12 protein-coding genes are annotated in these 14697 nt (G+C 63.5%); 9 read left to right on the forward strand and 3 right to left on the reverse strand.

From position 1 onward, the window contains the following. Nucleotides 1-395 precede the first annotated feature (395 nt). Nucleotides 396-1022, forward strand: a complete 627-nt coding sequence (locus tag BSB02_RS31560; RefSeq protein WP_084964559.1) for a hypothetical protein — start codon at nucleotides 396-398, stop codon at nucleotides 1020-1022. A 462-nt stretch (nucleotides 1023-1484) separates the two neighbouring features. Here BSB02_RS31560 and BSB02_RS31565 read toward each other — a convergent pair whose 3' ends face one another. Further along, nucleotides 1485-2030 (reverse strand): dihydrofolate reductase family protein, encoded by a 546-nt coding sequence (locus BSB02_RS31565; protein ID WP_084964560.1) that lies wholly within the window; start codon nucleotides 2028-2030, stop codon nucleotides 1485-1487. Between the two features lie 307 nt (nucleotides 2031-2337). On the opposite strand from BSB02_RS31565, the gene BSB02_RS31570 reads away from it, so the two are divergent. The 5 genes from BSB02_RS31570 to BSB02_RS31590 all read left to right on the forward strand — a co-directional run bounded on the left by BSB02_RS31570 (nucleotide 2338) and on the right by BSB02_RS31590 (nucleotide 7399). After that, a complete protein-coding gene (locus BSB02_RS31570; protein WP_084964561.1) occupies nucleotides 2338-3198 on the forward strand; it encodes a LysR family transcriptional regulator in 861 nt (286 codons plus the stop codon). A 739-nt stretch (nucleotides 3199-3937) separates the two neighbouring features. Further along, complete coding sequence (locus BSB02_RS31575; protein ID WP_240506808.1) at nucleotides 3938-5188, forward strand: ATP-binding protein; 1251 nt, start codon at nucleotides 3938-3940, stop codon at nucleotides 5186-5188. Then, nucleotides 5185-6408, forward strand: a complete 1224-nt coding sequence (locus BSB02_RS31580; protein ID WP_158088782.1) for a tetratricopeptide repeat protein — start codon at nucleotides 5185-5187, stop codon at nucleotides 6406-6408. The genes BSB02_RS31575 and BSB02_RS31580 overlap by 4 nt, the downstream gene beginning before the upstream one ends. Before the next feature lie 336 nt (nucleotides 6409-6744). Beyond that, on the forward strand, nucleotides 6745-6957 hold the full coding sequence (locus BSB02_RS31585; RefSeq protein ID WP_143591387.1) for a hypothetical protein: 213 nt from the start codon (nucleotides 6745-6747) through the stop codon (nucleotides 6955-6957). After that, the gene (locus BSB02_RS31590) at nucleotides 6950-7399 is read left to right on the forward strand and encodes a type II toxin-antitoxin system VapC family toxin (protein ID WP_158088783.1); all 450 of its coding nucleotides are present in this window, start codon (nucleotides 6950-6952) and stop codon (nucleotides 7397-7399) included. The genes BSB02_RS31585 and BSB02_RS31590 overlap by 8 nt, the downstream gene beginning before the upstream one ends. Before the next feature lie 211 nt (nucleotides 7400-7610). Here the strand turns inward: BSB02_RS31590 and BSB02_RS31595 are convergent, their stop codons facing one another. Both BSB02_RS31595 and BSB02_RS31600 read right to left on the reverse strand, forming a co-directional pair. Next, nucleotides 7611-7979 carry a DUF5615 family PIN-like protein gene (locus BSB02_RS31595; RefSeq protein WP_084964566.1) on the reverse strand — a complete coding sequence of 123 codons (369 nt, stop codon included), beginning with the start codon at nucleotides 7977-7979 and terminating at the stop codon, nucleotides 7611-7613. Further along, nucleotides 7976-8206, reverse strand: coding sequence for a DUF433 domain-containing protein (locus BSB02_RS31600; protein WP_084964567.1), 231 nt, complete (start codon nucleotides 8204-8206; stop codon nucleotides 7976-7978). Before BSB02_RS31600 ends, BSB02_RS31595 begins: the two co-directional genes overlap by 4 nt. Nucleotides 8207-9489: 1283 nt before the next feature. Here BSB02_RS31600 and BSB02_RS31605 point away from each other — a divergent pair. The 3 genes from BSB02_RS31605 (at nucleotide 9490) to BSB02_RS31615 (ending at nucleotide 14607) form a co-directional block, all read left to right on the forward strand. Next, complete coding sequence (locus BSB02_RS31605; RefSeq protein ID WP_084964667.1) at nucleotides 9490-12075, forward strand: ATP-binding protein; 2586 nt, start codon at nucleotides 9490-9492, stop codon at nucleotides 12073-12075. A gap of 168 nt (nucleotides 12076-12243) precedes the next feature. After that, nucleotides 12244-13542 carry a DNA methyltransferase gene (locus BSB02_RS31610; RefSeq protein ID WP_143591388.1) on the forward strand — a complete coding sequence of 433 codons (1299 nt, stop codon included), beginning with the start codon at nucleotides 12244-12246 and terminating at the stop codon, nucleotides 13540-13542. Between the two features lie 222 nt (nucleotides 13543-13764). After that, a complete protein-coding gene (locus BSB02_RS31615; protein WP_084964569.1) occupies nucleotides 13765-14607 on the forward strand; it encodes a helix-turn-helix domain-containing protein in 843 nt (280 codons plus the stop codon). The last annotated feature ends 90 nt before the right edge of the window (nucleotides 14608-14697 follow it).

Here is a 14697-nt window from a genome sequence, read left to right on the forward strand (position 1 = left end):
CAGCCAGCTAACCCGGCCTCCACGAAACTCGGCGCGGTTCACTTTGGACGAGCATGGCCTTGGTGGCAGCTCAGGGTGTTATGGACCTGCTGGTCTGATGAGACGCCGCGTCGGCGGTCGGTGGGGTGTGCTGGTACGGCGGGGCGCATTACGGCGATGCCCCGCGTGGCGCCCGCGCCGTGACTGCCCCTATCCGCAGCGCGGCGCGGGGCGTACGGCAACGCAGCGCGCCGCCGCTGACCACGCGGGAGCGCGTTGATCTACCAGCACGCCGCGATGGGGCGCGACCAAGCCATCGTCGACGCCCTCGGCAAGCTCACCGAAACGGCCACCATGATTGACCCCTCGTCACCCGGCTAATGGCCCGGCAACCAGAGTCCTGACCGTGGAGACTCTTGATCGGTACGCTGATCGTCATGGGAACCGGTGAGGCGTCTCTGCGACGTGAGGACGTAACGTCGGCGTTGGAGACGACCCTGACCGCCCTGCAGGCCATGGGGGCCGACCCGATGTACCGCGTGGGGGGCACAAGTGCCGCTCTGCTGCACGGCGTGCACCTTCCTGCCGGAGACGTCGACCTCTTGGCGGCTCGACGGCAGGACGTTGACACGGTCGCCGCCGCTCTGTCGTCCTTCCCCTGCCTGTATGCGGCCTCGTGGCTTCCCGAGAGTTCGCAGTATTTCGCTCGGTACGACGTGAACGGCGTCGTTGTCGAGGTCAGCACGGTGGAGCAGGACACCGACTCCGATGGGCTGGAGTGCGCAGGCCGTGGCCCGTGGCAGCACTACATCCTGATCACTTGTGGCGCGCATCGGGTTCCCGTGGTTCGCCTGGAACTGCGGCTGGCCACAGAGCTCTTGCGTGATCGGCCCGACCGATACGAACCTCTCCTCGACCACATGGCGGCGCAGGGGTTCGATGCTGATCTTCTGGGCAGAGCGATGACTGCTCGCGGTCTGCCGCTGGAACGACAGCGCTGGGTTCATGACCGCCTCGCCCACTCCTGGCCCCGCTCCCAGTAGCTGCCAGGGATCGGCGAATCGCGGCCCGCGATTCTGCGGGGAGCGCTTACGCCCTGGACCGGTTCCGGACGCCGCCGAAGAGTCGGGCCGCCGGGGCGGGGAACCGCCTCTGGGTTGGCGGGTTAGCCTTGCGGGGGATCGTCTCGTGACGCCACCGCGCGGCCGAGCGATGGGCGCGAGAACAGCCCCCAAGGCCGCACGCGCAGCATATCGCCCCCCGGCCAGGGAGCCGGCTACGACTCATCTACCGGATTCGGCACCACCGTGGGCGCAAGGGTGAACGGAAGGGATTCTCCGCGGCCGACTACGCGGCGCTGTTCGACGCCAAGGCCGGCCTGGACTTCCACCCGCCGCAACCTCAGCCATGGCCTCTGTCACTTTCCTCGACCCCGCCCTTGACTGGCACCTCGCGAGCTCGCCCTGGACGAACTGATCGCGGTCCGCCGCCTTCCCTTGCCGGTATCACGTCGAGTAGATCACAGCGACGGTGCCGGACGGGAAGGATCTGGCGCTACGCAACGTCAGCGGTCGGCGTTCGGCCACGTCGGAGAACATCGACCCGCCTCGGCCGACGATCGCGGGGTTGAACTTGAGCCAGTACTCGTCGACGAGATTCGCGGCGACGAGCGAGCGAACGGTTTGCACGCCCCCGAACACCACGAGGGCTCCACCAGAGGACGACTTCAGGCGGCGAATCTGGTCCGCTCCGTCCCCGGCGGCCAGCGTCGAGTTCTCCCAAGCGCTGACGTCGAAACTGCTGTCTGTTGACAGCACGACCTTCGGCGTCGCGTTCATCCAGGCGGCCAGCTCGCCCTCCGCGGCAGTCCAATAGGCAGCCGAGTCGGGGAACGATCTGCGACCGAAGACAATGGTGTCCGCAACGGACATGAGCTCGCTCGTCAGTTCGTCTTCGAGCCGGGGGTCATCGACCACGAAGTCGAGGTCGTTGTCCGGCCCTGCCATGAATCCGTCGACGGTCACGTCGCTGAAGACGATCAGTGGTTTCATCTTCTGTCCTCACTCAGATCGGCATGGGGTGTCACGAGGCTGCGTCATTGGCGACATCGCTGGTGCCGTGACTGAGGTCTGCACCTCGCCACTGCGTCACCGGTATTGCAGAGACGGTGAATGTCGTCGGGTGGGGCGGCCCGCTGTCGTGCTCGCGGCGCAATCCGCTGCACCAGTTCGGCCAGCCGCGGTCTGGGCGGTGCGTCGATGAGGGCATTGATCCCCCGGTCATGCGATCAATGCTGGCCTGCTGGAAGCATGACGTCCAATGCCAAAAGCAGCAGGGTTCCATCGATAAAGTCGATGGATGCTGACACTTACCCACCTCCGGGTGCTGGAGGCGGTCGCCCGCCGTGGATCGGTGACCGACGCCGCGAAGGAGCTGCATTACTCCCAGTCATCAGTCAGCCACCACCTTGGCCGCCTGGAGGCCGCTACCGGAGCCAGGCTCGTTCAGAAAGTGGGCCGCGGCATCCGACTCACTCCTGAAGGGGAGCTACTCGCTCAACGAGCAGCAGAGATCGTGGGGCGGGTGGACGCGGCATCCGCCGAACTGGCCGCACACCTGGGACTTCGTGCTGGACGTGTGCGACTCGCCGGTTTCCAGACGGTCCTCGCCACGCTCGTCACGAAAGCCGCTGTCGAGCTGTCCCGATCGCACCCGGGAATCGAATTGAACCTCATCGACGCCCACCCGGTGGAGGGCCTGAAGATGCTGCGCTCCGGACACGTCGACATCGCCTTGATCTTCCGGCACACCGACACCCCACTCGAAGAGGAGGGGTTCCGGCTCACGCACCTACTGGACGATCCGCTCTATCTCATCAGCCTCCACCCCGGCCAACGCCTTGAGGATCATCGCGACTCGGCCTGGGTCGGCGGATGCGAACGCTGCCGAGAAGCCTTGATCGCGGCATGCGGGCGTGCCGGCTTCTCGCCTCGAATCGCCTACTCCAGTGACGACATGGTCGTCATCCAGTCACTGGTGGCGTCCGGAATGGGGGTCGCCACGCTTCCCGGACTCGCGCTCACGGCGCACCGGGCGCCAGGGATCCACGCCACAGAAATCGCCGACAACGCCCGTCAGATCTATGCCGTCACATACGGCGACCCACCAGACCCCCCGGCCACCACCGCGCTGATCGAGATCCTGCGGGCCATGGCGTAATGTCCCAGGTGCCGCCCCGGCGTGAGCACAGGACACGCATACGAGGAGCTCCACCACCTCGCGGATCGGCCGCCGCCCGACCAGGCGCGTCGTCTGTTGCGCTCGGTGAGGACAGATCCGGAACCGGCGGAGCGGTTCAATCGGTCAATGTGACCGCCACGCTCTCGGATACGCGCGTCGCCTGGTCACATCCGGCCCACATGAGCCGATCTCGGGCCTGCGCCGAAAATCAGCGCTTTATCGCTGTCCGGCCTTCTCCCATGCCTCGCCTCGCTCCGGAGGAGCACGTACGAAATGCAGGAGGGGGCGGCGGACCAGATCGAGGGGCGAACCGGTGAGCACAGGGCCGGCGCCATGAGATCGGCTCGCTCGTCATGCGGCCCGCGCGACGGGCCGTGGCCCGGACCGGTCGGCGAGCAGGTCGGCGTCGGCCGTACCTTTTCTTCTCCCCGGTGATGCCGCCACTCGTGTGCGTCCTGCCGCCGCCGGTCTCGGCCATCCGCGATCTGCGGCGGGCGAAGGCGTCCGGCTCCTAGCCGGCCAGACGCCTTGACCGCCGCATCCGTTTTCCACGCGATTGATCAGTTCGACCGGACGGGTTTCGGCGTCTCGGCGTAATTTGGGATCGATCGCATCCCGCGACCGACCCCGTGCGACAGAAGGGACCGGGCACGTGCTCGACGATGCCGGGCTTCGGGCGCTCCGCGAGGCGGTGCGTCTTTCCCCGGATAACCTCCCCTTGCGACGGCACCTCGCCGAACAGCTGCTGGCCAAGGGATATCTCGCCGAGGCCGAAGCCGAGTTCCGTGCCGCGCTGCTGCTGGCGCCCAAGGACCCCGACGTCGCGGCCGGGCTGGCGGAGGCCTTCGTCCGGCAGAGCGCCTACGGGGCCGCGCTGTCGGTGCTGGAACCGTTCCTGGCCGCGCCCGGCCACCCCCCGCGGCTGGGAGTGCTCGCGGCCAGGGCGCTGCTGGGCGAGGGCGACGCGATCGGCGCGGCCGAGCGGTACCGTGACGCGGTCTCCCGCGACCCGTCGGTGGCCGACCCCGATCTGGCCGCGCGGCTGGCCGTACCGCAACCCGCCCCGACGCACCCCGCACCGGCGTGGGACGGCACGGAGGTGGAGCGCTCCCGCGTCACCTTCGACGACGTGGCGGGCATGGAGGCGGTCAAGGAGGCGCTGCGGATCAAACTCCTGCTCCCCGTCCAGCAGCCGGAGCTGTTCGCCGCGTTCGGCAAGCGGGCCGGCGGCGGGGTGCTGCTGTACGGCCCGCCGGGCGCGGGCAAGACTCACCTGGCCAGGGCCGCCGCCGGTGAGCTCGGCGCGTCGTTCGTCAACGTCGGCCTGGCCGACGTCCTGGACATGTACATCGGCTCCAGCGAGCGCAACCTGCGCGCCACGTTCGAGCTGGCCCGCCGCAACCGGCCGTGCGTGCTGTTCTTCGACGAGGTCGACGCGCTGGCCGCCCGCCGCTCCGACATGCGCCATGCGTACAACCGCAAGGTGGTCAACCAGTTCCTGGCCGAGCTCGACGGCGTGGACGAGCACGCCAACGAGGGGGTCCTGGTGCTGGCGGCCACGAACGCCCCGTGGTACATCGACGTGGCCTTCCGCCGTCCCGGCCGGTTCGACCAGATGGTGTTCGTGCCCCCGCCCGACACCGCCGCCCGCGCGGCGATCCTGCGCATCCTGTGCCGGGACAAGCCGCTGGCCGAGATGGACTTCGACGCGGTGGCACGGGCCACCGACCAGTTCACCGGCGCGGACCTGAAAGGCGTGGTCGACCGCGCGGTGGAGGCCAAGCTGCGCCAGTCGATCAGCGTGGGCCGCCCGGTCCCGCTGACGACGCAGGATCTGCTGGACGCGGCCCGGGCCGCCAAGCCGACCGCCGTGCGGGAGTGGCTGGCCACCGCACGCAACTACGTGCTGCACGCCAACGACTCCGGCGCCTGGGACGAGCTGATTCCCTGGATCGACGGCAGACGGTGACCGCCGCGGCCCTGGTCGAGCGGGCCCGCGTACTGCTGGAGCTGCGCCGCCACGCCGACGCCGAACGGGAGCTGCGCGGGGCGCTCGCCCTGGATCCCCAGCACGCGAGGGCGCACGCCCTGCTCGCCATCGCCCTGGCGGAGCAGCGGATGCTGCCCGAGGCGGTCGACGAGGCCCGAGAGGCAGTACGGCTCGCGCCCGACCACTGGTTCTCCCACTACGCCGCCGGGCGGGTGTACCACCGGGCGCACCGGCCCGGCGACGCGCTCGCCGCCGCCCGCGCCGCCCTGGCCCTCGTCCCCGAGCACGCGCCCAGCTGGGAACTGCTGGCCCGGGTGCACATCCAGGCGGGGCAGTGGCCCCAAGCGGCCGACGCGGCCCGCCGCGGGCTGGCCGTCGATCCGGAGAGGGCCACCCTGGCCGGCCTGCTGGCGCTGGCCCTCACCGCGCTCGGCGACGCCGCCCAGGCCAGGGCCGCCGCGGCGCGAGCCGTACGGCTGGACCCGGAAAGCGCGCTGGCCCACCTGGCGTACGGCCGGGCGGCGCTGGCCTTCGGCGACCCCGGCGAAGCCGCCCGCGCCTTCCGCGAGGTGCTCCGCCTCGATCCCGGCATCGACCAGGCCAGAGACCTCCTGGTAGCGGCGCTGAAGCAGCGCAACCCCCTCTACCGGGGGCTGAGACGGCTGCGCGGCAGGTTCTTCGGCGGGTGGTGGATGGCGCTGCTGCTGCCCGCCGTACCCCCACTCGTCGCCGTCCTCGTCCTCATCGCGCTGCTGCACTGGGCGGCCTGGGTCGCCGAGGCGTTCGCCACGCTGCGCCTGGCGCGCGCCAGGTCCACCAGACTGCTCCTCGACGGCGTGGAGGCGCGAGTGGCCGGCCTGTGCTGCGGCCTGCTGTCCGCGGGCACGGCGCTGCTCGTGCCGAGTGTGGTGTTCGAGCAGGAGGCGATCGGCACGGCGGGCATGGCTGCCCTGGCGCTGATCACCCCGGTGCAGGAGGCGGCGCACACCGGCTCAGCCCGTGCTCGGGCGGTGCTGTACGGCTGGGCGGGCCTGCTGGGGCTGGCCGTCGTCCTGGCGGCGGTCCTGCCCTCGGTGACCGTCGCGGTGCTGAGCGCCTACGCCGGTCTGGCCACGATCTGGGTGGCGGCGGGCGTGCGGCGCCTCGCCCGCATACGGCCGTCCGCGCGCGGATCCGGCGACGCCGAGCGGGCCGGATGAGCCCGCAATAGAGATCAACAACTCCATACAAGATCAAAGGCCCGGGTCCGGATTCACGTCCTGACGTGGGCCTTCACAGTGAGAGCGGGTGACGGGAATCGAACCCGCGCTGTCAGCCTGGGGAGTCTTTCAAGATCACACGCTCTGAGCGGGGAAGACGCTGACCTGCGCGTATGCCGGTCGAATTACCGTGAGTTCCCCTGAGTTCCCGTAGATCGCTCTGCAAACGGGCACGCAACGGGCACGGCCATCAGCACCCACGTGCCTGTTACGCGCGGCACGAACCTCCTTCTCGGTACACCAGAGCCGACTATGGGTGAGGCATAGACTTCGAATATGAGCGCGATGCGTGAAGAACTGCATGCCCTGGTCGATCGACTTCCCGAGGACCGTGTGCTGCCAGTTCTCGCACTTGTCCGCGAGAGCCTGGAGACGGCGAGCCGACGTGAGCGGGCCCTGGCCACCATGGAGCGGATTCAGGAGCGCATGCGCGGCGTGAGCGGGGTGGACGAGGAACTTAACCGCCTCCGGGAAGGTGCGCGTGACTGACGCGTATGTCGTGGACACCGGCGTGTTCCTGCGCTGGTTCGTCGATCAGCCCGGCTTCGAGCACGCCCGCCAACTCCAAGACGACTTCTTGCATGACCGGATCAGACTGGAGACGGCGGACTTCGCACGGATCGAGGTAGCCGGAGTACTGCGAAAGAAGGGCTTGCTCGCGGGCCGGCTCACCGCAGAGGAGTTCATCGCGGCCGTCCGGATCATCGACGAGTTCGCGGTCCGGGTCCATCCCGTCGATGTCGACCGGTTGGAGCGAGCCGCCAGCCTAGCCGTACGGTTGACCTTGCGTATGTATGACGCGATCTTCGCGCAACTTGCGCTCGATCGAGAGATTCCGCTGCTGACAACCGACGCAAAACTCCACCGGGCACTGCACGGCGTCGTCAAGACTGAACTTCTCCGTGGCGTGAGCCCCACCGATCAACTCTGAGCCGAGCGTCCACCGCTACCGATGCCTACGAGAGCGGGTGACGGGAATCGAACCCGCGCTGTCAGCTTGGGAACCGGCTACTGATCTTGACGTCTTGACCTGCAAAACCAGGGGACCAGGTCACGCCGGGTCGAGTGACCGTGAGTACCCCTGACTGACCTCTGCTGTCCGTCCGTTCTGGCACGGATCTGGCACATGGATCATGACCGTTTCAGCGCAGTGGGAGCACCCGGACGCGGATACCCCCCTTGGTGAAAGCCGCGATCGCGCCTGTCTGAAGGTGCCGTTCGAGAACCTCGAGATTAGCCAAGATGATGTTGACCAAGTCGGGTGGACGAAGCTCCACCAGCTCTCGCACGAGGATGACGGAGGGCTCAGTCGCGCGGGCATAGGCCAGGAGCGCGCCGAAGTCGGTGTCAGCGGAGATGATGACCCGACCGTCCGCAACGGCGAGCTCCATGATCGTGGTGTCGGGCGCGCTCGTCGCCTGGAGATCGCGCACGTGCACCGCATTGTGACCAGCTTTGGTCAGCAGCTCGGCGACGCGGGGTGAGAGGTTCTCGTCGACCAGGAAGTTCACGCCGGCTCTCGAAGGCGGTAGAAGTGGACATTCGTCGACGCCGCTGCGTACTCGAGCGCCTGCTTGATGTCCTCACGCTCCAGGTCCGGGTAGTCCGCGAGGATCTCATCGAAGGACCACCCGCCGGCGACCAGCCGCACCACCGTCTCCACCGTGATACGCAACCCACGGATGGTGGGCTTGCCTTCAAGCTTGTCAGGCTCGATGGCGATCCGATCGAAGTTCATGGCGTCTCCCTCCCCTCCTGATACTGCCAGGCTGGCAACGAGGAAGCGATCGAGATACAGGCCAGCCCATGATGAGGGGAACCCCGCAAGTGGAGCGGGTGACGGGAATCGAACCCGCGCTGTCAGCTTGGGAAGTCTTTCAAGATCACGCGCCCTGAGCTGGGAAGACGCTGACCTGGGCGTATGCCGGTCGAATTACCATGAGTTCCCCTGAGTTCCCGTAGATCGCTCTGTAAACGGGCACGCAACGGGCACGACCTTTCGCGTCTTCACGCACACCGCTCCCTGCCTGATCGTCCCGTCGCCGTCGTCCCACACGTCAGTGGAGCGGGCCAGGGGCCGGGGGTGAAGGTGGAGCCCCCTACTGGAGGAACGACCTTCGCCCCCGGCCCCTGGTCTGCTCGGCTTGTCCTGGGCGACGGCGGCGGGACGATCAGGCTTCCGCCTCCGCCATCTACGGCCCTTCGCGCGCTTCGTGATCATCCTGGAGCCGGAGGCCCCCGCCGGAGGCATGAAGGACATCAGCCCGTGAGGACGGAGCGGCGCGGCTGGCGAAGTGCCGTGGGCGTCCGAAGGGCGAGCGAAGTGAGTCCGGTCTGCGCTGTGGCTGGTTTCCGTGCTGGGCGTCGCGGTCGCCGTGGTGTTGTGGGATCTGGTTCGTCTCGTGCCTGCCGCGCGGCCCGAGCACGGCGCACGCGAGAACGGCCCCCAGGCCGCACGCGCAGCGTGCGGCCGAGCGCAGGGCCGCGCGGTGGCGGCGCGGAGCGCCGCCCTTGATCCCTACAAGAGCAATTCGGCAGTGATCCAGCAACGATCACCCTCACTCGCTGGACACATAGCACAACCACTAGATGAGCTCTCTGCGGGCAAGCTCAAGACATTTCCGGCACACTGCCACGCAGCCAAGGGATGCTGACACTGCGCACTCCTAAAGTAACTCAACGTGTTCAGGTCAGCGTGAATACATCATTAGAGACAGCCCCATTAGCAGGGGCGGCACACACGGAGCTGTGCTCACGACTGAAAAACGTGCGGGACGGGTACAACGTTCTCCGCAAGCCACTCGAAGACACCGATAGCCGCATGAGCCCCTATCTGCTGACGATGCCCATGGACCAACCACGTATAGAACAACACAACCGACCAACCATAATAGGCTCACATTAGAAGGTACTTTCGAATGTAACAGGACACTTTGTCGCTCCGATCTCTCCGTGTACGCCACATCAAGTGGCAGGAGTACGCTGATACCTGTCACACCCGACCATAGCCAAGGGCACCAGATGACGACTGCTCCAAAAACGGTAGGCGAGTTCCTCGCTAGCACAGGACAAGAGCGAGCCGAAGTCAAGGTTCGCCTTTCAAAGGAGCTCATCACTCTTCTCTCGGAGCAGCTCTATCAATCCCCCCTAAAGGCAATCGAAGAGCTGGTAGTTAATTCTTTTGATGCCGACGCAACAGAATGCCATGTTGTCGTGCCAACTATTAGCCCAGGGACGGAAATTGGCGGGCTTGATGTCATAGCAGTTTACGACAACGGCGTCGGCATGGATCAGAATGGCCTAACCGATCTATGGCGAGTGGGATCCTCAACAAAGAGAAATGAAGTCATAAAGGCATTGCGCAAAAGGCGTCAAATAGGTAAGTTCGGCATCGGAAAGCTGGCAACCTATGCATTGGCCAACCGAATAACATATCTGACCTCGGCAGGAGCAGGAGAAATTCTTGCAGTAACCTTGAGCTTTACGGACTTCAAATCAGATCCGGAGGGACCTGAATCCCCCGTGCTTCTCGATGTTAGGGCACACACACGAGAATCAGTTCTGCAAGCCCCCACAGTGGTCAGAGCTCTACAAGCAGCCGAGCTCGACCCAGCCGCCGCCCTGGATCCTGCAGAAAGCTGGACGCTTGCCCTCTTGGAGGAGCTCAAAGACCGAGCGATTTCGCTTTCACCCAAGAAGCTTCTCTGGGTACTTCGTACGGCCATGCCACTTACGGACGACTTCAAGCTATTTCTGAATGGCGATCGCGTTATTTCGTCTAAGGCCGATTACGAAAAGGTTGTGGAATTTACTCTAGGCGACCTCCCACCCGAGCGGATAGCCAGTCTAACGAGCCGAACGTCAATGGACTGGCGGGTAGAGACTCGGCCCGCACCGCAGCACTATGGGCCTAATGCCGAGGAACGCCGCGCGCTAGTGTCAGAACAGTTCGAAGAAGGCATCTCCGGGCACGTAATCGTCACTCGCCAAACTTTGTATCAAGGCAAGAGTGCAGACCTTACGCGATCGCACGGTTTCTTCGTTAGAGTTCGTGGTCGCCTAGTAGATGAGGATGACCCACTATTTGGCGTTTCGCCGCGCTCTTATGAGACCTTCAACCGCTTCAAAGCAGACATCGATGCAGATGATCTAGATGAAGACATTACGGCACCGCGAGAAAACGTAGGCGACAGTGATCGACGGCAAGTCTTCATCGAAGTTCTTGTTGAGGTTTTCAATGAAGCGAGACAGCGCTATCTGGAATGGGAAAAGACGCAGACGAAACCTCAGGAGTATAAGCGGGAGCAGGAGAGAAATTATGTCGCGCCACGGCTGGTGGAGCGACCGCTAGCTGATGTCCTCCTATCTTCAGAGACTGATGAGCACGCACCCGGAACGGACGCTGATGATGATTGGTTCTATCTAGAGCAGCCAAGCAAGGATAACGTCAAGGAGCTCGCCGCTAGCCTATACGATCTCGAAACCAGAGAACCGTACGCGTACCGGATGGAAGAGCTGGGCCGGGACGAAAGGATGGTTCGTTTCGAGCCCGCTCGACGCACTTTTGTACTAAACGCGAATCATCAACTCGTGCTTGCCTTCAAAGATTCGCCCCGAGCTCTCGACCTTCTACACGACGTCGCTACGGCGGAAGCCTTGCTAGAGATATACCTACGTGAGGCTGGCGTTTCGCCCCACCTTATTGGCGATATCCTTGAACGTCGTGATGGGCTGTGGCGGAGCCTGGCGCAGGAGCAGATAACCTCCCCTCAAGCCATCGCCGACAACCTAAGACAGTCGATCGCTTCCGAACGCGATCTTGAGGTTGCCCTCATCGTTGCGGTGCGTGCTCTTGGCTTCGTAGCAAAGCACCTGGGTGGCTCGGAACATCCGGATGGCCTCGCCCGGTTGCGCGACTACCCCCAAGGAGAACGTAAGATCACGCTGGAAGCAAAGTCGTCTGCTAGAGGCAAGTCCTCTCTAGGATCTCTAGATTTTGCGGGTCTAGCACAGCACGTAAAGGACAACAAGGCGTCGGGTTGCCTCCTCATAGCACCTGATTACCCAGGTGGTAGTAGAGGCGACAATGCCGCGGCGGCGAAGCGCGCAAAGGATCTGAGGATTAGCTGCTGGACTGTCGAGCAGCTGGCCCGCGTCGTAGAGGCCATGGATAAGCGCGACATAACGGCACGCCATATCCTAGACATCGTGCTATCAGCTTTTACTCCGGAAGAGGTAAGCGAAAAGGTCGATCAGCTACTTAACGATCCAAAGTACCCTCCGCGTGAGCTAGCGATTGCAATCGTCGCTGCTTTAAGAGAGCTTGAAACCTATGGCCCAATGGATTTGCCTCGCAGCGTAGATATGATCTCCGTTGAACTCCGACGTGCCGGCGTCGATGCGCCTATCGCTGATATACGTACTGCGCTATCGGCACTTGTGGCTGCAAGCCATGGAGCAATTAGCTTTATCACGCCCGATCGGATTACTTTGAACACCTCACTAGAAGAGGTGGAACGCAGGGTAGCACTCTGGCTTCAGTCACCATCCAGCGCTCGACGGGCAAGCACCTTCCGGAAAGAACCTCGCACACCAGATGTATCCTGAGCTGCTGGCCTTTGTCTCCGAAGAGCCTTGAACTCCGTAGAGATTTGTAATGCCCGTACGACCGGTATCGGGTAGAGTAGTTGGCTTAAGGGTGAAACGTAGAGCCGCCCTCTATCGACGTCAAGCACGCAACTAGGATGGGAAGTCTCCGTGGTGTACGAGGCTCAGATGAAGCCGAAGCTGCTAGGACTACAGAGGAAGAGAGTCTCCAACGTTACGCACTACCTTTTCAGGTATCCAGCAAAGTTTCATCCGCCTGTAGTCGACACTCTGCTTCAGCTGTACACCCAGCGCGGTGACATCGTTCTGGACCCTTTTGTGGGCTCTGGGACAACGCTCGTGGAGACGTCTATTTCCGGACGTGGTGGAGTCGGTCTGGATATCGACCCTGTTGCCGTGGCGGTGGCTCGCGCCAAGACGCGGAAATATGACCTCAATGAGGTCAATAGTGTGGTTGCTCAACTTATTCACACCTTGGAGAGTATTGAGCGACCAGCGGAGGAATATGAGCATCGCCAATTTGTCGATCTCGATGAGGCTGAGTATGAGAAAGTAATCGCAAACGAAGGGCTGTGGGTTCCCGAGATACCGCGCCTTTTCCACTGGTTTCGCCGCTACGTAATTGTCGATCTTGCTCGACTTCTTCAGATAGTCCGCGAAGTCAACGCGAGCGAGAGAACTCGACTTTTTTTGGAGATAGTCTTCGCTTCTATCATACGAAACTCATCAAATGCCGACCCCGTGCCGGTATCTGGACTCGAATACACTGCTCATATGCGGAGAAGGGATGCAGCAGGACGCCTTGTAAACCCTTTTGCTCTTTTCAGAGCCGCCCTCAAGAAGGCTCAGTCGGCCATAGCGGAATATGCTTCTCTTCTTCCTCTTGATGTAGAGGAGCCTGTGGTCATCCGTGGTGACGCAAAGCAGCTGCCAGCTGAAGCAATAGGGGAAGTTGATGCCGTGCTGACATCGCCGCCTTACCATAATGCTGTCGACTATTATCGTCGGCATCAGTTGGAAATGTTCTGGCTAGGGTATACCACGACAGCATCTGAGCGTCTCTCTCTGCTGCCTCACTATATTGGGAGGCCTCGCATCCCGATGAAGGATCCGCTACTAAGGGCGCCCTGGCAGTCAGGGCCTTTGGCAACTATGTGGGAGACGCGCATACGGAAGGAGTCGGCTCAGCGTGCTAATGATTTCCGCCACTATGTTCAGAGTATGACATTGGCGTTCGAAGGAATAGCAAAGCTATGCAAAGCCGACTCACCTGTCCTAATGGTAGTGGGTCACTCTTCCTGGAATGGCGACAAGATTCCTACTGCCGATCTATTTGCCGAGATAGCACACGATTTCGCGCTTGAGGATATCTTCTTCTATCCTGTCAAAAATAGATACATGTCATACGCTAGGCGCAATCTGGCCAGCATCGATGAGGAGTATGTCCTCGTATTTAGGCGTATGTAGCGCGTGGTCTGTCGGACACATATGGGTAGTTCTCACTCGTGGGTGGTTCTCACTCGTTCGTGAGGGGCGCTGGCACTACAGCTCAGAGAGCCACAGCACGGCCAGGCGACCGGCCTTACCGTGCCACGACACCGTGCAGGTGATGCGACCTAGAGGATGTAAGGATCTTACTTTTGAGGTAGCTGCTGAGGAGAGTCTCAGGAGGGTGGTAGAACGCTCGGTGTGGACGAGCGACGAGATCGCCTGCGGACGCTGGGCGAACTGCTGCGGCGGCTACGCAAGCACGCAGGACTGACCGGCAAGGACCTGGCACAGCGCGCTCACGTCGCGCAACCCACGATCTCCCGCATAGAGACGGGCCAGTTGCTCCCGACACCCGAGACCGTCGAGCGGCTGGTCGCAGCGCTTTGTCTCGACGAAGCGGCCCGTACGGAGCTGGACGGTCTTCTCGTGCGGCTTCGGGAAGAGGTCTCTCGACTGAAGGGTGGGCTTGCTGGTCGCGAGGAGGCTAATGCCGCAAGGGTCCGAGCGGCGCGAGAGTTCACCGTGTTCCAGTCCGCGATGATCCCGGCACTGCTACAGACCGGGGAGTATGCCCGTCTGGCGCTGGCTGTTGGACGCGATGTCGACGAGGGGGATGCGGCTAAGGCTGCAGCCGTCCGAGTGGAGGCGCAAGCCGTACTGTTTGAGGACTCGCGCCGGTTCGCGTTCGTGCTGACCGAGGGGGCAGTGCGGACGTGGCCAGGCTCTCCCAAGCTCATGGTGGCGCAACTCGATCGCCTGGCTCAGGTGGCAACGCTGCCGCATGTGAGGCTTGGCGTCGTGCCGTGGTCGGTGCAAGCGCCGGCCTTTCCGCTGCACGGCTTCACGATCTACGACGGCTCGGTCAGTGTGGTCGAGAGCCTGACAGGTGATCTCACGCTGACCGGGCCGGATGAGCTTGCCACCCATCTGGAGATCTTCGAGGCGTTCGCCGGGGTGGCGGTGTATGGCGATGAGTTGCGTGATCTTCTTGGCCGGATCGCTACCGATTTCCGGGAGCTGAGCAGGCGACTGGAAGAGTGACGCATTTATGCGTCGAATAGCTTGAGCGATAGCGCGGCTCGCTCATACGCTGACGGCAGGCTGTATAGTCCCCTAGACATCGGAGCTGCC

Origin of the sequence: Thermoactinospora rubra (genome assembly GCF_002093975.1) — a bacterium.
In the GTDB taxonomy this organism is placed as follows: domain Bacteria; phylum Actinomycetota; class Actinomycetes; order Streptosporangiales; family Streptosporangiaceae; genus Nonomuraea; species Nonomuraea rubra_A.

What these genes read in the sequence shown, in the direction of transcription:
- BSB02_RS31565 (WP_084964560.1), bottom strand. Translation starts at nt 2,030, where the DNA reads ATGAAACCACTGATCGTCTTCAGCGACGTGACCGTCGACGGATTCATG.
- BSB02_RS31570 (WP_084964561.1), top strand. Translation starts at nt 2,338, where the DNA reads ATGCTGACACTTACCCACCTCCGGGTGCTGGAGGCGGTCGCCCGCCGT.
- BSB02_RS31585 (WP_143591387.1), top strand. Translation starts at nt 6,745, where the DNA reads ATGAGCGCGATGCGTGAAGAACTGCATGCCCTGGTCGATCGACTTCCC.
- BSB02_RS31600 (WP_084964567.1), bottom strand. Translation starts at nt 8,206, where the DNA reads ATGAACTTCGATCGGATCGCCATCGAGCCTGACAAGCTTGAAGGCAAG.
- BSB02_RS31605 (WP_084964667.1), top strand. Translation starts at nt 9,490, where the DNA reads ATGACGACTGCTCCAAAAACGGTAGGCGAGTTCCTCGCTAGCACAGGA.
- BSB02_RS31610 (WP_143591388.1), top strand. Translation starts at nt 12,244, where the DNA reads ATGAAGCCGAAGCTGCTAGGACTACAGAGGAAGAGAGTCTCCAACGTT.